General features: G+C 35.4%; 15 protein-coding genes. 13 read left to right on the top strand and 2 right to left on the bottom strand.

From position 1 onward, the window contains the following. Positions 1-61 precede the first annotated feature (61 nt). The 6 genes from AC1DCY_RS05245 (at position 62) to AC1DCY_RS05220 (ending at position 8,309) form a co-directional block, all read left to right on the top strand. Complete coding sequence (locus tag AC1DCY_RS05245; protein ID WP_477348087.1) at positions 62-946, top strand: response regulator; 885 nt, start codon at positions 62-64, stop codon at positions 944-946. Then, entirely contained in the window at positions 943-1,989 is a 1,047-nt protein-coding gene (locus tag AC1DCY_RS05240; protein ID WP_477348085.1) for a HEAT repeat domain-containing protein, read from the top strand. The genes AC1DCY_RS05245 and AC1DCY_RS05240 overlap by 4 nt, the downstream gene beginning before the upstream one ends. After that, positions 1,986-3,410 carry a glycosyltransferase family 2 protein gene (locus AC1DCY_RS05235; RefSeq protein WP_477348083.1) on the top strand — a complete coding sequence of 475 codons (1,425 nt, stop codon included), beginning with the start codon at positions 1,986-1,988 and terminating at the stop codon, positions 3,408-3,410. The genes AC1DCY_RS05240 and AC1DCY_RS05235 overlap by 4 nt, the downstream gene beginning before the upstream one ends. Beyond that, positions 3,407-6,583 carry a hypothetical protein gene (locus AC1DCY_RS05230; RefSeq protein WP_477348082.1) on the top strand — a complete coding sequence of 1,059 codons (3,177 nt, stop codon included), beginning with the start codon at positions 3,407-3,409 and terminating at the stop codon, positions 6,581-6,583. The genes AC1DCY_RS05235 and AC1DCY_RS05230 overlap by 4 nt, the downstream gene beginning before the upstream one ends. A gap of 40 nt (positions 6,584-6,623) precedes the next feature. Beyond that, complete coding sequence (locus AC1DCY_RS05225) at positions 6,624-6,845, top strand: hypothetical protein (protein WP_477348079.1); 222 nt, start codon at positions 6,624-6,626, stop codon at positions 6,843-6,845. 300 nt (positions 6,846-7,145) lie between these two features. Beyond that, the gene (locus tag AC1DCY_RS05220) at positions 7,146-8,309 is read left to right on the top strand and encodes a dicarboxylate/amino acid:cation symporter (protein WP_477348078.1); all 1,164 of its coding nucleotides are present in this window, start codon (positions 7,146-7,148) and stop codon (positions 8,307-8,309) included. An 18-nt stretch (positions 8,310-8,327) separates the two neighbouring features. Here the strand turns inward: AC1DCY_RS05220 and AC1DCY_RS05215 are convergent, their stop codons facing one another. After that, entirely contained in the window at positions 8,328-8,747 is a 420-nt protein-coding gene (locus AC1DCY_RS05215; protein WP_477348075.1) for a hypothetical protein, read from the bottom strand. A 380-nt stretch (positions 8,748-9,127) separates the two neighbouring features. Here AC1DCY_RS05215 and AC1DCY_RS05210 point away from each other — a divergent pair, with 380 nt between their 5' ends. The 5 genes from AC1DCY_RS05210 to AC1DCY_RS05190 are packed head-to-tail and all read left to right on the top strand — an operon-like array spanning position 9,128 to position 16,585. Further along, entirely contained in the window at positions 9,128-10,453 is a 1,326-nt protein-coding gene (locus tag AC1DCY_RS05210) for a nucleotide sugar dehydrogenase (RefSeq protein ID WP_477348074.1), read from the top strand. 11 nt (positions 10,454-10,464) lie between these two features. Next, positions 10,465-11,901, top strand: coding sequence for a polysaccharide deacetylase family protein (locus tag AC1DCY_RS05205; RefSeq protein WP_477348072.1), 1,437 nt, complete (start codon positions 10,465-10,467; stop codon positions 11,899-11,901). 5 nt (positions 11,902-11,906) lie between these two features. Continuing rightward, positions 11,907-13,769 carry a glycosyltransferase family 2 protein gene (locus AC1DCY_RS05200; RefSeq protein WP_477348070.1) on the top strand — a complete coding sequence of 621 codons (1,863 nt, stop codon included), beginning with the start codon at positions 11,907-11,909 and terminating at the stop codon, positions 13,767-13,769. Beyond that, entirely contained in the window at positions 13,766-15,517 is a 1,752-nt protein-coding gene (locus AC1DCY_RS05195) for a polysaccharide deacetylase family protein (protein WP_477348068.1), read from the top strand. The genes AC1DCY_RS05200 and AC1DCY_RS05195 overlap by 4 nt, the downstream gene beginning before the upstream one ends. A gap of 21 nt (positions 15,518-15,538) precedes the next feature. Continuing rightward, positions 15,539-16,585 carry a glycosyl hydrolase family 18 protein gene (locus AC1DCY_RS05190; protein ID WP_477348066.1) on the top strand — a complete coding sequence of 349 codons (1,047 nt, stop codon included), beginning with the start codon at positions 15,539-15,541 and terminating at the stop codon, positions 16,583-16,585. Here AC1DCY_RS05190 and AC1DCY_RS05185 read toward each other — a convergent pair. Further along, a complete protein-coding gene (locus tag AC1DCY_RS05185; protein ID WP_477348064.1) occupies positions 16,574-16,894 on the bottom strand; it encodes a hypothetical protein in 321 nt (106 codons plus the stop codon). The genes AC1DCY_RS05190 and AC1DCY_RS05185 overlap by 12 nt on opposite strands. Before the next feature lie 832 nt (positions 16,895-17,726). Between AC1DCY_RS05185 and AC1DCY_RS05180 the strand changes: the two genes are divergently transcribed. Both AC1DCY_RS05180 and AC1DCY_RS05175 read left to right on the top strand, forming a co-directional pair. Beyond that, positions 17,727-18,857 (top strand): ThiF family adenylyltransferase, encoded by a 1,131-nt coding sequence (locus AC1DCY_RS05180; RefSeq protein ID WP_460014730.1) that lies wholly within the window; start codon positions 17,727-17,729, stop codon positions 18,855-18,857. Continuing rightward, a complete protein-coding gene (locus tag AC1DCY_RS05175) occupies positions 18,817-19,749 on the top strand; it encodes a hypothetical protein (protein ID WP_477348209.1) in 933 nt (310 codons plus the stop codon). The genes AC1DCY_RS05180 and AC1DCY_RS05175 overlap by 41 nt, the downstream gene beginning before the upstream one ends. Positions 19,750-19,756 lie beyond the last annotated feature (7 nt).

The following is a 19,756-nucleotide window of genomic DNA, read 5'->3' as shown; positions in this document are numbered from 1 at the left end:
AATGATAGAAGAATAATGAAGGAGAATAAAATGCTTCTTCCATCGACTGGGGTGATCATCAATGAATAATTTAATTATTACAGAAGACATTATGCAGGAGCATGAGGTAAAGGGATATTTTGAAATATTACGTGAGAGTGTTATTCGCTCACGTTTAACGATGACTGCAGTCTTTTTTAAAGTAGCGAATTCCTCACAAGGAACTAATATAGAACGAAATCAAGTGAATCATCAAATTTCGGCTTTTCTAAAATCAAAAATACGAAAAACAGATTTACTTTTCCAACTAGCAGATGGCATGCATTGGGGAATATTTTTTCTGCAAAGTAGTGAGGTAGAGGTAAAGGCGTTTTTAAAACGGATTTTCGCAATTCTAACGCAAGAAAGGGAATTTCAACAAATAGAGTTAAAAGCTTCTGTTACTGAAATAAGAAATAATAGTGTTGACTTTGAAACATTGTTAGAGAAAAATAAGCACAAACTGGCAGATGACGAACAGCCGACTTGGTTAGTAGAGCAGGTTACAGATTATCGTGTACAACCTACGGAGCAAGTAAAAGTTAGCATTATTGAACAAAATGAAATCTTTAGAAAAGTGCTAGAAATGACACTCAAAAATTTAGACATTCCTCATTATACTTTAGACGTGTCAACCTATGAAGATGGCTATAGTTTTTTACAGTCCGATAGCTATAAAACAGGCCATGTGCATTTAGTTGTGATGAACGATATTTTACCACGTAAAAATGGCTTAGAAATTTTGCACATTTTACGAGAAATGCCGAATGAGAAAAAGTTCATCATTTATATGATGTCAGAACGAAACTCAGAGGGTGCGACACTTAATGCTTATGAAGGTGGCGTCGATGAATATATCGTAAAACCATTTAATTTACGTATATTAGAAGCAAAAATTAAGCAGACTTTTGCGAGGTTTTGGCTATGATCAAGCTGTCGATTCCTTTGCTTTTAACGGTCAGCGGTGTTTTATTAGTAGTTTTATTTTTATTTACGATCTATATACTTGTCCAGCGCAAGCGAGAGATTCGTTTTGCAGAAGTGCGTGATACTTTTTTACAAAACTCTGCACAGCATTGGTACAACTATTTGATCAATGATGAAATTTTCTCTGTAGTGCTTGTTCCCCGAGGAAGAGCTCAAGTTGCGGCTATAGAAACAATCTTTTCATCTTATTTGAAAAATATAACCAATGAAAAAGTTGAACATAAAATAAAAGAGTTTTCTAATTTCTATTTAAAAAATTTTTATGAAAAGGATTTATCCAGTAAACGATGGAGCATAAGGATGAATGCTTTATATCGAATTGCTGATTTCCAGATAGAAGCATTAGTAGATACTTGTCAACAATTCGAGAAAACCAAAATTTCGGAAGAGGAATATTTTCAGCTGTTAAAAATTTACTCTATCTTCCAACCAGAATTGTTTATTGAAAAAATTGAAGAATCGAGTGTCAATTATTCTGAAAGTGAATATAGAAGATTATTTGTATTGTTAGAGGATGACATATTTATTCGATTATTTGAAGACTTTAATAACTGGACACAAAAAATCCAATTTGCTGCAATTGATACTGCAGCTGTCAAAAAAAATATGCAATATATTGATCAGTTAAAACAGCTATTAACACATGAGATGCCAGAAATAAAAATAAGAGCATTAAAGGGTCTTTATGAAATTGGTGTAATTGATGAAATCGATCCTTATGTTCCGTTTGTAACATCGGATATGTGGGAAATAAGATTAATGGTTGCGAAAATCTTTAAGCATGTACCACTTAGCTATACCTATGCTTATTTAGAACAGCTTCTTCAAGATGAAAATTGGTGGGTACGCTCACAGGCTGCTAAAACAATTGTAGAAAAAAGAGAAGGAATTGCAAAATTACAGCAATTTTTGGAGTCCTCAAATGACCCATATGCAATTGAAATGGCACAGGAAACAATAGTCAGAAAGCGAGGGAGCAAATGAAAGTATTTTTAGATTTTTGTATGTGGTTTTTTGGTGGCTTTATTCTGTTTTATATGTTAATTGTTATTGTTTCATATTGCGCAATGTTTGTCATTGCCATGCTAGCTATGCGAAAACGCTATAAATTAGATCCCTCGGAGTATGATGATGCGCATATAGATGCCTTTTACTCCAAACCAGTATCCTTATTAGTCCCTGCTTACAATGAAGAGATTGGTGTTGTAGACACAGTCTATTCATTGTTGAATTTACGATATCCACAAACGGAAATTATCATTATTAACGACGGGTCAACTGACTCTACACTACAAACCGTAATCGAGCATTTCCGAATGAAGCCCGTTGATAAAATTGTTCGTACAAATATCCCTACAAAACAAGTTAAACAAATTTATGAATCTGAAATCTATAAAAATTGTATTTTAGTTGATAAAGAAAATGGTGGTAAGGCAGATGCATTGAATGTTGGTATTAATGTATCTCAATATCCATACTTCTGCTCTATTGATGGTGATTCAATCTTAGATGAAAAGTCATTGCTTCGTGTGATGAAGCCGATTATTTTATCAGATGGAGAAGTGATTGCGGCAGGAGGAAATATCCGAATAGCCAATGGAGCGAAGATGCAGCTTGGTTCCGTTACTGAAACACACTTACCAAATAATCACTTAGTCATCATGCAAATAATAGAATATGCTCGAGCCTTTTTAATGGGGCGAATAGCTTTAAGTAAATACAATCTTGTGCTTATTATTTCGGGAGCATTTAGTGTGTTTTCGAAGGAATGGGCTGTAGAAGCGGGCGGTTATTCAACGGATATTATTGGAGAAGACATGGAGCTTGTCGTTAATATTCACCGTTTGATAAGAAAGAAAAAAGAAAAGAAACGTATAGAATTTGTTCCAGATCCTGTGTGCTGGACTGAAGCACCTCAGTCATTAGGGGTTTTACGAAACCAACGTAGACGCTGGCATCAAGGATTATTTGAAAGCCTATGGAAGCATAAGACGATGACGTTGAATCCTAAATATGGCTTAATAGGCTTGCTTTCATTTCCATATTTTTGGCTAGTAGAATGCCTAGGACCACTAGTTGAGCTAGGTGGTTATATTTATATCGTAGTGGCATTTTTCTTAGGGAAAATCTATTATGAAGTAGCCATAATCCTGTTACTACTTTTCGTCATTTATGGCGTAATTTTTTCAATAGCCTCAATATTATTCGAAGCATGGATCTTGAATGCTTATCCGAGACCGAGAGATCTACTACGCATGATACTTTTAGCATTTACTGAAATTTTCTGGTATAGACCACTTACTCTTTTTTGGCGCTGTGAGGGATTGATTCGATTTATGTTAAGAAGAAGCGATTGGGGTAATATGAAGCGTGTCGGCATCGGTGAAAAGGAGAAAAGTGTATGAAGCGTATATATATAGGAATTATTGTCGTTCTAATTCTTATTATCACACCTATAGCATGGTGGTATTTAAGCGATGAAAAACCGCTGAACGTTGCGATTCTAGATAAAACGGTTCCGAATGAAACCTATCGAGAGCATTTAGGTGTGAACTGGTTTTTAAACCATTATAAATACACTATCGATGATCATCCGTATGATGTACAAAAAAATTATTATGGTACGATTCCGAATGATAAAACGAAGAAAGTGTCAGAAAAAAAGTTTCCGACTGACTATAGTAATTATGATGTTATTTATTTGGCAGATACGTATGGGGTTTATAAGGATGATTTAAATGAAAAAAAGCGTCTAGGTAAACGCTCAGAAAAAATTGTTGGCGGCTTGGAAATGGATGAATGGCAGTCAATAGTTGGTCGTTTAGCAAGCAACAAGAAAAGTATGCTAATAGCAGAATACAATACATTTGCGTCACCAACATCAGAGGCAGTTAGAAAAGAGTTACAGGATTATTTAGGAATTTCATGGTCTGGATGGATTGGGCGTTATTTCGATGAGCTTGATTATCATAAAAATTCAGAAATCCCACAATGGGTAATCGATGAACATGGTGATAATTGGCCATACAAGGGCGGAGGCTTTCTTCTATTTAATGAAATAACAGAAAAGCTCATTGTGCTAGAAATGGACAAACATGTAAAAACCGAAGGCATCCAGGTGCAATTTACTGAAGAAGGGCAAAAATTCTTTAATACTTCTACTCGTGCAGAGTATGACTATTGGTTTGATATTGTCACACCAAAATATGCGGAAGATGCTCTCGCTAATTATGAATGGGACTTAACCAAAGAAGGAGAAAAACTATTAAAGGATAACGATATTCCACAGCAATTTGCGGCAATCGTTTCACAGGATAAACGCTACACGACAAGCTACTATTTTGCTGGAGACTTCAACGATATGTCACGGGTACCGACCCTTTACAAAATAAAGGGATTACCGACCATTTATAAATATGCTGAGAAGTATGCAGATAGTTCATTTTATTGGTCAATCTATATACCGGTCATGCATAAAATTTTTGAAACGTTTGAGCAAAAAGAAGTTCAAGAAAACGTTAATCATGACAAATTAAATTATAACGCACGTACTAAGGGCGAGTCATTTGAAGTCTTACGCGATGGGAAATGGGAGCCACTAGTCTTTAAGGGCGTTAATATCGGTATGGGTAAACCGGGAGCATTCCCCGGGGAAGCTGCTATTACGGAGGAAGAGTACTATCGATGGTTCCGTCAAATTGGTGAGATGAATGCCAATACGATTCGTGTTTATACATTACACCCTCCAGGTTTTTATCGAGCACTTGCTAAATACAATGAAGAAAATCCAGATAAACCACTGTATGTATTGCATGGTGTGTGGATTAATGAGGAAGGCTTGGTTGATTCACTAGATGCCTATGATGAAGCTACCTTGAAGGATTTTCAAAGTGAAATGAAGCGCATGGTAGACGTTATTCACGGTAATACTTATGTGAAGCCAGTAGCAGGACATGCTTCAGGGTTATACGATGTTGACGTTTCAAAATATGTTATTGGTTGGGTGCTTGGAATCGAATGGTATCCGCACATGGTAGTCGGTACGAACGAAAAACACGCTAATATTGGCGAATACAATGGGAAGTATTTCGAAACGAAAAATGCTTCACCATTTGAGCATTGGCTAGCGGAGCAAATGGATCTTATTACTGTTTACGAGAAGGATAAATATAATTGGATCCGTCCAATGAGTTTCACAAACTGGGTAACAACTGACTTACTAGACCATCCATCTGAACCTTCAGAGGATGAAGATTTGGTAGGCGTAAATCCAAATGTTATCTATACGAAGGGTGAGATGCAGGCACCAGGACAATTTGCTTCCTATCATGTGTATCCATATTACCCTGACTTCTTTAACTACGACCAAAAATATTTAAATTACAAAGATTTCCGGGGCAATAAAAATAGTTATGCAGGATATTTAAAAGACTTACATGAAGCTCATCGTATGCCTGTTCTTATTGCTGAATTTGGAATCCCAGCAGCGCGTGGTAAGACACATGAAAATGTATACGGCTGGAATCAGGGGCATATGTCCGAACAGCAGCAGGGTGAAACGCTTCAACATTTATATGAAGATATTATGCATGAAGGCTTGCTAGGAGGTCTTATTTTTACATGGCAGGACGAGTGGTTTAAGCGAACTTGGAATACGATGGATTACGATGATCCAAATCGTCGACCGTTTTGGTCCAATGCACAAACGAACGAACAACAATTTGGCGTATTAAGCTTTGATCGATTTAAAGTAAAAGTAGACGGCGATACAAAGGAGTGGAAAGGTACACAAATGTACAATACCGCACCTTCTGATTCAACAGATTTTGCTGTCGATTATGATGAAAGATATTTGTATTTTAAAATAAAAAGTGATGTTTTAGATAAAGCCTCACCGCGTATTTTACTTGATGTCGTACCAAACCAAGGAAATACGTCGGCAACATCAATAAAAGATATGACCTTTTCAAATGGCGTAGATTTTATGGTGGAATTAAATAAAAGTGGAGACTCTCGAGTTGTCATAGATGAGTACTATGATTTCTATGATTATTTTTACGGTCACAATTTAAAAATGATTCCGCCTCGTATGGCAGCTATCACAAAAAATAGCGGTAAGTTTGCACCGATTAATTATGTATTAAATAAAGAGCTGTATTTACCAGAACAAAAAATTACGACCGATTTTAGTTCTTATGAAACAGGGAAACTGCTTCAAGGGAACGCCAATCCAAAAGCAAAAGATTATAATTCGTTAGTAGATTATACGTGGACGGATGATAATGTTATTGAGCTACGAATTCCTTGGCTACTAATCCAAGCAAAAGATCCAAGTCAGCGTGAGTTTATGGGAGATCTATATAAAGATGGAGTGACAGCTTCTACTAAGGTAGATAATATTTATATTGGTGCTGTCTTTGTAGATAAGGATGGCAAGGTTGTGAAATCATTACCAGAGACAAAGGATCATGTTTTACCTGCTCTCTCAGCTTATTCTTGGGAAAAATGGCAAACTCCAAAGTATGAAGAGCGTTTAAAACAATCATATTATATTTTACAAAAATTATTTAAAGATTAATCAATTATGCCTCGGCATAATTGCGTCTGGAATCGGCTTTGTGCTTAGGCCTACAAATGTTTTTTGTGCGAAAGCGAAGCGACAGCAACAAATGTTTTTTGTGCGAAAGCGAAGCGACAGCAACAGATGTTTTTTGTGCGAAAGCGAAGCGACAGCAACAACAGATGTTTTTGCGCGAAAGCGTAGCGTCAGCGGCATGATGTTGGTTACTCAGTCGTTGCCACAGGACGTGGCAACGACTGAGTTCCTCTATATCAGCTAGTGTTTGGACAACCGTTGTAAAGTAGCTTAAATCCGCATTCATCTCATCATCTATAGAGGTGGGAGAATTTTGTAACTGCCGTTTCACTTTCGTTACAGAAAACATTGCTGAAAGAAGTTAAATGGAACTTAGGATAGGTGAGTTTTGCCTATTCTAAGTTTTTTGTTTCGTTATTAGAAGATATAAAAAAATTTTACAATTCCGCCTATTTTGTGAGCTGTATATTCTCGCAACTGTTTATGTTAAATTACTTATAATACATTCGAGAGAGACAGTTGTTTTTCTAAGGAGGACAAAATCGTGAAGTTTAAATTTGGTCTATTGGCAAAAATTATTGTCGCTATTTTGTTAGCGGTAATACTTGGAGGATTTATGCCAGAGCCATTTGTACGTATATTTGCAACATTTAATGGCTTATTCGGTAATTTTTTAAATTTTGTTGTACCACTTATTATTATTGCATTTATTGCGCCGGGCATTGCTCAGCTTGGGAAAGGTTCAGGAAAATTATTAGGCTTGGCAACATTCTTTGCCTATTTCTCAACAATCATTGCAGGAATATTTGCCTTTTTGGTAGCGCGAAATGTGTTGCCTAATTTCATATCAAATGGTGCTATGGAAAGCATGAAAAACCCAGAGGAGTTTTTAGCACAGGCATTCTTTAAAGTTGAAATGCCTCCATTAATGGGTGTTATGTCAGCATTAATTTTTGCATTTATCGTGGGGATTGGTATGACTGCCATCAAAGGCGATGTTATGAAACGTGGTTTTGAAGAGTTTAATGTAATCATTGAAAAGTTAATTTCATTTGTTATTATTCCACTTTTACCATTTCATATTTTCGGGATCTTCTTGAACATGACATATGGAGGACAAGTAGCAAAAATATTATCTGTCTTCGCAATTGTCTTCGCACTTATAATTGTGATGCATTGGGTAATATTGCTAGTGCAATACACTACTGCGGGAACTTTAAATAAGAAAAATCCACTTAAGTTACTTCGAACAATGCTACCTGCGTATTTTACAGCATTAGGTACACAATCTTCAGCTGCAGCAATTCCGGTTACATTGCGACAATCACAAAAAACAGGAGCTTCAGAAAAAGTAACGAATTTTACAATCCCGCTGTTTGCTACCATTCATTTATCAGGTAGTACCATTACAATCGTAACTTGTTCTTTAGGTGTTATGATGATGAACGGTATGGACATAAGCTTTGCGCAATATTTAGGCTTTATCTTTATGCTAGGTATTACGATGGTTGCTGCACCAGGTGTCCCTGGAGGGGGAGTTATGGCAGCGATTGGTTTACTCCAAACAATGCTCGGCTTCGATGAAACAATGGTTGCACTAATGATCGCACTGTACTTAGCACAAGATAGCTTTGGTACAGCTACAAATGTAACGGGAGATGGTGCATTAGCCATGATTGTCGATCGTTTTAGTAAAAAAACTAATTAATAAACATTAGAGCGACGGCTAGAACAGAGTCGAAGTCGTGGAAGAAACGTCAATATCATGGATAGAACAGCTGAAGTCGTGGATAGAGACGTCAGAGTGGCGGATAGAAGTGCCGAGGCGACGGAAAGAAGCCCCAAGGTGACGGATAGAACAGTCAAAGTCGTGGATAGAAGCGTCAGAATCGTGGATAGAATAGCCAAAGTCGTGGATAGAAACGTCAGAATCGTGGATAGAAGAGCCGAAGTCGTGGATAGAGACGTCAGAGTGGCGGATAGAAGTGCCGAGGCGACGGAAAGAAGCGCCAAGGTGACGGATAGAACAGTCAAAGTCGTGGATAGAAGCGTCAGAATCGTGGATAGAATAGCCAAAGTCGTGGATAGAGCCGTCAAAACGACGGAAAGAACAGCCAATCTGACTAATAGAACCACCTGAATACAAAAAAATCGCCTGCTACGGCGATTTTTTTTTTTTGCTTAGTTCTTGTTGAAATTTAATAAAATTCCGTATTTATCTAGAAATTTATCGAAAATATATAGTTCCAAAGATAGGAACTGCGGATTTAGTCGAAACTAATTTGTGGTAAGATAGTTATTTTTTCACTTTGTCACGGAATTGTTTAGAAAAAGTTTAGTTTTATTTAGTATTATAGTTGTATTGAGGAAGTGTGTGTTTTATATTTAAGAATTTGATGGAAGAGAATGGGTGTGATATGAGGGGATTACATGTACAAAGGAATGAATCGTAAAAAAATAGCAATTGTACAGAGCAGTCTTAGAATTACGTTTTCACAATAACTTAGACAAAGGAGTAATTTGTTTATGGGAATAAAGATTGAGTCAAAGGGATTAGCTTTATCAGAAAAAATCAAGACAAGAAGTGCCACAATTGGGGTTGTTGGACTTGGCTATGTGGGGCTCCCACTAGCCTTGGAAATCGTCAATAAAGGCTTTGGAGTAATTGGTTTCGATAAAGACGATGAAAAAATTGCCAAATTAAAAAGTGGTGATAGTTATATTGCTGATATGTCTAATGCAATCATCGACAAAGCGGTTAAAGAAGATAAATTTGAGCCGACAAATGATTTTTCTAAACTTGTATATGTAGATATCATTATTATTTGTGTACCGACGCCTACGACTGCAGATGGAACACCTAACATCTCGTATATTGTAGATGCAGCTAATGCAATCGAACAAAATATATCCCCTAATACATTAATTATTCTTGAAAGTACAACTTACCCTGGAACAACAGAAGAAGTAGTTCAACCGATCTTAGAAAAAGGTAACTTCATTATTGGACAAGATATATTTTTAGCTTATTCTCCTGAACGTGTGGACCCAGGAAATTTAAATTTTTCAGTTTCGAATACGCCTAAAGTAGTAGGTGGTATCTCAGCTGCTTGTTTAGAAGTTTCCAAGCTTTTTTATGAAACAGTGATCAATACAAATGTGTTTGCTGTAACAGACCCAAAGATTGCTGAAATGGAAAAGTTACTAGAAAATACGTTTCGGCAAATTAATATTGCCCTTGTCAATGAATTAAGTCAGGTTTGCCATAAAATGAATATCGATGTGTGGGAAGTTATTGAAGCGGCTTCGACAAAGCCTTATGGTTTTATGCCATTTACACCTGGCCCTGGGGTAGGTGGTCATTGTATACCAATAGACCCTAAATATTTATTATGGGCTGGCCAGCAGCATGGTGTTTCAGCAACATTAATTGAGACGGCAGATAAAATTAATGATTCTATGCCAAGCTTTGTAATTGAAAGATTAGAAAATTATTTAGGTGCACATGGAAAAGAGATAGATGATGCAGAAATTGTAGTTATTGGAGTTTCCTATAAGCCAAATATTAATGATCTTCGGGAATCACCAGCATTACATGTCATTGATAAATTAAAGGAAAAGCGGTGTGGTCTAAAAGTTATTGATCCATTTATTGAAACATTTACAGTTGGTAATGACATGTTTAACACAGTTTCACTTACAAAAGAATTAATTGAAAAAGCGGATGCTGTAGTCATTTTAACGGATCATACAGCTATTGATTATGCATTGATTGATCAACATGCTGCTTTAATTTTTGACACACGCAATACCCATTATTTGTTTAAAAATGAAGGATATCACAAATTGTAGAGGGGGATTCTGTGATCACGAGGCGACTAAAATTATGTAGTCTATTATTCATTTTATTTCTTGCAGGATGTCAATCGTCCGCTCAAACTAATGAGGTTAAACCAGTTGATTCAGCAATTGAAATAAAGGAACCGGATGGAACGATGAGTGAAATTTATAGTCACGCAAGCATTCTTAGTCCAAAGGTAGCATTAACTTTTAATGGACTTGCAGACAATGAAACAATGCAGAAATTACTAAAGGTATTAGAACAATTTAACATGAAGGCAACATTTTTTGTAGAAGGTACGCGAGTAGCGCAAGATCCTGAGTTAGTGAAGGATATTTTAGCTAAAGGTCATGAAGTAGAAAATGGTACGTTAACGTTTACTGATATGACTGATTTAAATTATGAAGAAACATATAAAGAAATTTACTTAGCTAATCAAGTTTTTGAAGAGCATCTAGGTTATATACCAAAATTTGTTCGTAGTCGTTCTGGTGATTCAACTGACAATATGCGTTTAGCAACTAAAACGCTCAATATGAAGGGAGTCGTCGAATCTTCCATTAATCCGAAAGATCGAAATATGCAAAGTGCTGAGGAAATAATGGATTATATTCATCGCTTTATCAATAGAGGATCTGTTATTCATTTAAACACGTACATTAATCCTGCGATTATTGATGTTATTCCACTACTGTCTCAATTAGGGGAAGAGAAAGGATATGCATTCTCTACATTAACGGACGTATTAGATGAACAATATTTAGCAAAACCCTTAGAGGAAATTGAAGGCTATGATGCTATTAAATTGAACCCAGATTACAAAAATGTTAAACCAAATATGTTCTACCGTAAAAATACTTCAAAAAAAGAAATTTCTTTAACCTTCGATGATTGGGCAAGTGAGGAGAGAATTAAAGAAATTTTAGATGTTCTTGATAAGTATCATGTTCAATCTACATTCTTTTTAATTGGCAAAGGCGTGAAAAAGGATCCGCAATTAGCGCGATTAATTGTTGAGAGAGGGCATGAGGTTGCAAGTCACTCCTATAATCATCTTGATGTAACGACAATGACATCCGAGGAACTCCAAGAGGATGTCGTAATGGCACATCAGGCTCTAACATACGCCTTGCAAGAAGAGCCTTTGTTGTATTTCAGGCCTAATAAAGGTGCTATTAATGAAGAATCAGCGAAAATTATTGCTGCTACCGGTGTTAAATCGATTGCCATGTACGATATAGCATCATTCGATTGGAATTTAGAATATACCGCTCGAGATATTTATAATCGTGTGATGACTAGAATTGGTCCTGGAAAGGTAATTGTTATGCACATTTTAGACGGAACAAAAACAGTTGAAGCATTACCATTAATCATTGAAAAGCTGCAAAAAGATGGCTATAGTTTTGCAAAAATGTCGACTTGGATTGAAGAAGATTCAAATAAGAAAGTGAATTGATAATCATGAATAAGAAAAAAGAGATTTTAACGATACCGCGCTCTGATCGACGAATTTTATCAAATATTCCTGACCCAGAAAATGTACGAAGTCTCGTTAACCGTCGAGGTGCTTCGTATCAAAAGGAAGAAATCGATTCTACAGATGTCAATGAAATATATCGTTTACAGCTGTTAAGTTTACGCTATGAAACTGATTTTGAAGTACAAATTAAAAGAGCAAAGCAAAAGGTTAGTAACAAATATTATGCGGAGGATATTTCGGTTACGGGTATCCTTGTATTTTCAAATAGTCCTAATAATTTTTTTATGGATGAAATTATTACGATGAAATTCACTATACCTGGTGGTGCGATGCCGGAGGGTTATGAATCTAAGGTAAAGGTAAAGGCGAAAGTTGTTCGTCATTTTACAAAAGAAGTAGATGGTGAAACTAGAAGCTATTATGCATGTGAATTTTTACAGCCTTTAAATGACTATATGACTAAAAAACGTTGGGGACTATCAATCTTTGTGGCAAGTCTATTTCTATTGATTGTTTCTCTTATTGTTATGTTAATGAGGGCTGAAAGTGTTATTTATTTTAGATTTAATAAATTTCTATATCTATATAGTATTATTGCTGCAACTTTTCTTTTAAGTAGATATTTGTTTGGTATTTTCTATAGGAATGTACCGATAAATCCTAAATTTGAACCGGGCGTTTCTATTATTATTCCAGTGTTTAACGAAGAACAATGGATTCATAGAACAATTTTAAGCTGTATTAATCAGTATTATCCTGTAGACAAATTAGAGGTTATTGTTGTAGATGATTATTCAACAGATAGAACTGAGGAAAAGGCAAAGGAAATGATTGAACTTATTTATAGCGAGGGTGAGCGATTTAAAACAAAAGATCGCCTGAGTTTCTATAAACTACCTCAAAATGGAGGGAAACGTGAAGCTTTAGTGGCAGGAGTGCATATGGCCAAACACGATTTAGTTGTTTTCGTAGATTCTGATAGTTTTTTAGAACCTCATGCCATTCGAAATTTAGTACAGCCTTTCCAAGATCCTAAAATGGGCGGTGTGGCAGGAAGAACAGAGGTTGAAAATAAATTTACAAATGCTCTGACAAAATTGCAAACAGTTCGCTATTATATAGCCTTCCGGATCATGAAAGCTGCTGAGTCTTGGTTTGATACAGTAACTTGTTTATCTGGTCCGTTAGCATGTTATCGAAAAGAGCTTATTTTGAAAAACGAAACAGCTTGGTTAAACCAAAAATTTCTTGGACAACCCGCAACATTCGGTGATGACCGTAGTATGACAAATTATATTTTAAAAACACATCGAACGGGATATCAGGACAATGCCGTATGTTCTACAATTGTTCCATCAGATACAAAAGTATTTTTATCTCAACAAATGAGATGGAAACGATCATGGCTACGCGAATCGTTACGAGCATTTTTATTTATGTGGAAAAAGGAACCTTTTATGTTTCTTTTCTTCATCATTGGTTTAATCGTACCAATAGCAGCTCCTATTGTTGTTGTTTACAATTTAATTTATGTGCCAATTATGCATGGCATTTTTCCAACTACATTTTTAATGGGCTTGTTATTGATGGCGATGTTAATGAGTTTGGCCCATCTTTTCTTTAGAAAAAGTAAATTGTGGGCATTTGGTTTTATCTTTGTACTTTTCTATGAATTTATTTTGCTGTGGCAAATGCCTGTTGCATGGGTTACATTTTGGAAATCAACATGGGGTACGAGAGAAACACCTCAAGATGTCATCGCTAAAGAAAAGAAATTAGAAAAACACAAATTACGAAAATCCCGATTTTCGATTCTAAATAGAAAAATGGGTGAGAAGAAATGAGTGAAAAAAATGTTGTATTAAATCCAACTAAAAAAAATCGAAGGAAAATAATACGATCCATTGTTCAAACGATTATCGTTGTATTTTTAGCTGTTATTTTAATACGTGTAGTATTTTTAACTGATAAAAGGGGAGAGGAAACGGTACCTTTAGTGAATAAAGATGGTTTCATCGCTTTATCATATTTTGGTGTGAGCAGGGGTGAATCTCCTAAATATGTATCTAAAGAGAATTTGAGAAAACAACTAGCACTGCTTGAAAGTCAAGGCTATACAACAATTACTCAGCAGGATATTTTAGATTTTTATCAGCAAAACAAACCATTGCCAGAAAAGGCGTTGTATTTATCATTTGAAGATGGCCGTACAGATTCTAGTATATTTGCTCAAAACATCATGGAGGATCTAAATTATAAAGCTACGATGTTTACGTACGCCAATAAAATGGATACACGGGACAACAAATTTTTAAAGCCGAAAGACTTATTACTTATGGAGAAAAGTGGCTATTGGGAGTTGGGCTCAAATGGGTACCGTCTGACATATATTAATATTTATAACAATAAAGGACAGTCGTTAGGTGTAATAGATGAAAATAATGTGCCGGATAAAACGACTATCGAATATTATAATCATTATTTAATGGACTTCATTCGCAATCAATATATGATTCCAAGTGAAACGCGACAAGAAATGGAAAAACGTATCCAAAAAGATTACAAGCTAATGCATGATATTTATAAGGAGGAATTAGGAGAAGTTCCTAAGGCCTATGCTATTATGCATGCCAACGCACTTTATAATAATATGGATTCGTTAGTTGGAAGTGCGAATAATAAGCAAATTAAGGATATATTTAAAATGCATTTCAATTTGGAACTAGGAGCATATAATGATGCGGATGCTGATCTCTACAATTTAAGTAGATTACAAGTATCACCCTATTGGTCTACCAATCATGTGATGATGAAAATCCGCCAAGCTAGTAAGCAAAATGTAGAATTTGAAGTCGGAGATCCTCAACGGGCAAAAGAATGGTCTGTAATAAAAGGTGCAGCAGAATTTAAAAATAATGAGATTACAATAACATCAGCACCTTCAAGTGAAGGTCGGGTAATATTGAAGGAAACTCTTCCGGAGAAATATAATATAAACTTTGCCTTTAAAGGGAATGTCGTTGGACAACAATCTATTTATTTAAACTATGATGAAAAAAATAATAGTTATATTCGGGTGGCATTAATAGATAATGAGATTGTTGTTTCTGAAAAATCACCAAAATCAAGCGTTGTTGAGAAGGAGCGGTTTCTGCTAAATGAAATAAAGTGGAATGAAGAAGAGTATGCATTTAATAAGGCTACTGTATACAATTATCAGGATACGCAAAAAGGTTCTAGAATTGACGAGGAAGAGTATCCGCGAAACTTAACAAAAAAGAGAGTATTTAATATTTATGTAGAAAATGGTGAAATTAAGATAGATGTAGATAAAGTATTATCCAAGACAATTCAAGTAAATCCTGACATTCAAGGATCTAAAATTGGATTTGGTGCGTTGTTCAGCAAAAAAGAAACATCGCATGAACAGTATGCAGATGATATTTATGATACATTCATCGAAGATATTTTGATTACAGATGTTAACGATCATACGCTTTTTACTAACCAATATACGAATTTCGATAAAGTAAAGCACAAAACAATGACTTTATTTAATAATGTTGTTGATTTCTTTATTGAAACCTTCTAAAACGGGGGGAACTAGATTCAAGTGAAAAAAATTATTCTGTTTATCTGTATAGCACTACTAATTATCACAGCTTGTAGTAATAGCAAAGAAGCACCTGTTAAAGCAAGCGAGAGGTTGAAGCACAAAGACAAGCTTCAATTATCTATTTGGTTACCGGAATGGCAAAATAAATCTGCCATCGAGGATGTGAAAAATTCACAACAGGGCTTACAAGACATTCACGTTTTTGGTGCTTATTTTAATGAGAATGACCAATTATTATTAACTGAAGATGCGATAGAAACGTTGAAACAAACGCAGCAACAATTTAATGAATCACATCCTGTTATACTCACGTTAATTAACGATTATGTTACAGATAACGCGCCATTAGTTCAAAAGGATAGTGCGCTATTACATCGATTGCTTCAAGATACATCATCAAGGCAGCGACATATTGATAATATTATGCAGGTTGTTGAACAATATAATGTGAATGGTATCGAAATTGATTATGAAAAGTTTGCTAAAGAGGATCTCTCTAAGTACGTCCATTTCATAGAGGAACTTTATGAACAGCTATTAAAAAAGGATGTTTCATTACATGTCGTACTAGAGCCAGGATTTCCATTTAATATTAAAATACCGAGTGGGCCTAAATATACAGTGATGGCTTATAATGTGCACGGGTATCATAGTGGCCCAGGTCCAAAGGCAACCTTTGCATTTTTAAATGATTTAGTAAAAAAAATTAGGAAGTCTAATCAAAAATTAGCGATCGCTTTTGCAACTGGCGGATTCCAATGGGTAAATCAAGGCAAGACAGTTGCTTTAACGGAGGTAGAAGCAGAGGAATTACTAAACAAAACGAAAGCGGTTAAACATCGCGATCAAGCAAGTGGTGCGGCTTATTTCACTTTTTTAGATGAACAAAATGTTAAGCATGAAGTTTGGTACGCCGATCAGGAAACACTTAAAAAATGGACAGCGCACGTGCAAAAGAGAAGCTACAATGAGGTTGTTTTATGGCGTGCCGGAGGTCTAGGCTCAAAAACGTTACAATGGATTAACGAACAATCAGCGGAATGATTGATAGAATTGCCGGAGTGACGGATGGAAATCAGAGCGACGGAAAGAAGAGCCAAGGTGACGGATAAAATCAGAGAGACGGAAAGAAGAGCCGAAGCGACGGAAAGAATCATCGAAGCGACGGATTACAGAGTCAAATTCGTGGATAGAAACGTCAGAGTCGTGGATAGAACAGCCGAAATCGTGGATAGAAACGTCAAAATGATGGATAGAACAGCCAAAGTCGTGGAAAGAATCATCAAAGCGATGGGTAGAGCCGCCAAAGCCATTTAGGTAACTTTTTATACGGGAATATTTACCGATAAGCAATATTGATCACATTTGTGGTCAAATTGCTTTTTTATTTTCTCTTATTTTTTCCTGTTAGATTAATGCATCTTCTGTGATGATTAATCCTCCTAGACCAAAACTATGAATCTCATTGTGTGCTTGTATCTCGTTCATGGACAATAAGTTTCTAGATCATCTTATGTATTAACTCTGGCGTTAGTTATTTGAAATTGCTGTTCACTTGCTTCATCGAAAAGATTCCATAAAGATGCACTTGATTTAGCAATTTTAGTGTAATCCAAGAAGATATTTAGTAAAGATTACACTGCTTTTATAAAAAAGTAAAAATAACTTCTATTTCTTGTTTCCGATTGGAGGCGAAAGAATTTGACCATATTTTTGATTTATGAGTCATATACGAGGTTAATTATTACATCTAGATTGTCAATTGTTGCAGCTTGCTGAATTTTTTGAAATTTAACATTATTATGAACGTAACGATAGAAAGTAAAATCTTTTAATTTTTAGGTTAAAAGAATTCTATTGGTATCTAAACCCTATATGTGATTAAACGCACCTAACCTATTATGCAAAGGTGTAACTTAATACGAAGGGAGGGATAGCTATGAAAAATGTTAAAGTTAGGAAAGCGGTAAAGGTTGATGCTACAGCATGGTGGATTATCGTTTAAGGACAGTCGAAAACCAAAAGCGAGGTTATCTAATAATCTTGCCTTTGGTTTTTATTTAACTAATTTCAGAACACATAAACGATATTTTGAAATCTGCGCAGTTGATTTATCAAAAATCTACTATATGACTTTCGATAATAAACACGCCAGAGAAATAATAACATAAGGAGGTCTTTAGTTATGTCATTTCAAAATCCGCGAATAAAACCGATTTATCCTTTATATCAATTAAATCCAGAAGTATTTAGAATTGGAGCGCAGCTGGGGATTACAACAGAATTCGAAGATCCAGAAAAACAGTATTGGGAACTAGCTAAAATACTGGACGGACGACATATAGATGAAGTAGTAAAGGAAATGCAGACCTTGTTTCCTAGCTTGACTGAGGAGGACGTTATTGGTGGAATAGAATTACTTGATAGTGAAGGAGTCCTTGAAGAAACACTACCTGAACAAGAAATTCAAGACAGATACATTGCCAATGTTAACTACTTCAGCAGATTTACGAATACACAAGGTAATCGATTTGACATTCAAAGAAAAATGAATGATACACGTATACTTTTATTGGGACTTGGAGGTGGAGGGTCAAATATTTTGACCCTTTTAGCTGGATTAGGTCCAAAAAAAATTACTATTGTTGACTATGATAGAGTTGAAGCAAGTAACCTTGGGAGACAATTTCTATACAGAGAATCTGATATTGGTAGGTTGAAAACTGAAGTAGCTGAAGAATCACTTTCTCAAATGAATTCAAACATTATCATTGAGAGTCATAATAAAAAAATTGTCACTGTTGAGGATGTTCTATTATATACGAATGACGTGGATGTGGTAATTTGCGCAATTGATGAACCTCCTTTTATTATTCATAGAATTGTTAACCAAGCGATTGTGCGGGCTGGATTACCATGTGTATTTGGAGCCTCTCAAGTAAGTAGAGGACGAGTTTACACAGTAATTCCAAGGGAAACAGGTTGTTTCGACTGTTTAAATTTGAATTTTAGTAAAAACGATCCAAAGTTCATCGAACAATTTGTGGGATTTAGAGAAATTAATTTTGATCCCCCATCAATTGCATACGGACCAGGAATTTTCCAATTAACCTCAGGGATTGTTGATGAATTAGTCAGATTGGTGACTAATTATGCTGCACCAAGAAGTTTGGGAACTCAATGCGAAATCAATTATGAAGATGGTTCCTCTTTTAGACATCCTTCATGGCCGAGATTTCCAAAAGAATGTCCAACTTGTGGTGAAGGTGAGATAGATGATTGGGAAATCTTCCAATACTATGAAGATGGAAAGTGAGTATATTATGTCTAAATTATTGGTCTTAAATCCAACGTTTAGCAGAAAACTTAAGTGTGGGGATTATATAATCTTATCAACTAAATCCGAACCAATTGTTGTTGACGAAGATATTGTTACTGTTTTATCATCAGGGGTTCTTAATTCAGAAATTTATGACCAAGAGTTCATAAACACTCTTACTGAAACTGGATTTATTCAGTCTGTCGAATCAGAAAATTTTGCTTTTTCGGAAGAAAATATTACGAAAAAGTGGACTACTCTTAGAAAAGGCATATTGATTGTTGGCTTCATTTCTTTAATAAGTATAATTGTTTCTACATTCTTTTTTGGTATTCCAATTGGTAGCAAATTAATCTCAAAAGATACAAACATATGGGTAAATATTCTTTTTATTATACTCTTCTCCATAGTGACTACTTCTATTCATGAGGTAATGCACATGCTATTCGCTAATAGTTGGAAAAAGACAAAAGGAGGATTGAAGTTAAACTTTAAAAAGGCAACCGCAACAGTTGCAATGTCCCATATCTGGGTATGGTCATTCTTAGGTAGAATTACTGCAATTAGTGCGGGAGTAATTTTTGATTTATTCCTCCTTTCGATTTTGACGTATTCTCAGTTCTGGATTAATAGCTGGGTTCTTCCTGTATCTTGCTCCATATTGTGGATTAGGATTCTTTGGCAGTTGCGCTTTCATAAAAAAAGTGATGGACAATTTTTGATATCTATGGTTATTGACGATCCTTTCATAGAATTTAGTTCAAAGGCTTCAAACAGCCAGAATCCCTTTCTAAGTAAAATTCGCTTAATGGGATACTTCGTTACGTTCATATTAGTTTTTCTATGGTTTATTCCTTTTGTGCATAGTGTAATTAACATAGTGCACTAAATAAATA

The sequence above is a fragment of the Lysinibacillus sp. 10T31 genome (assembly GCF_056394365.1).
This window is presented reverse-complemented; position numbering and strand designations above follow the sequence as displayed.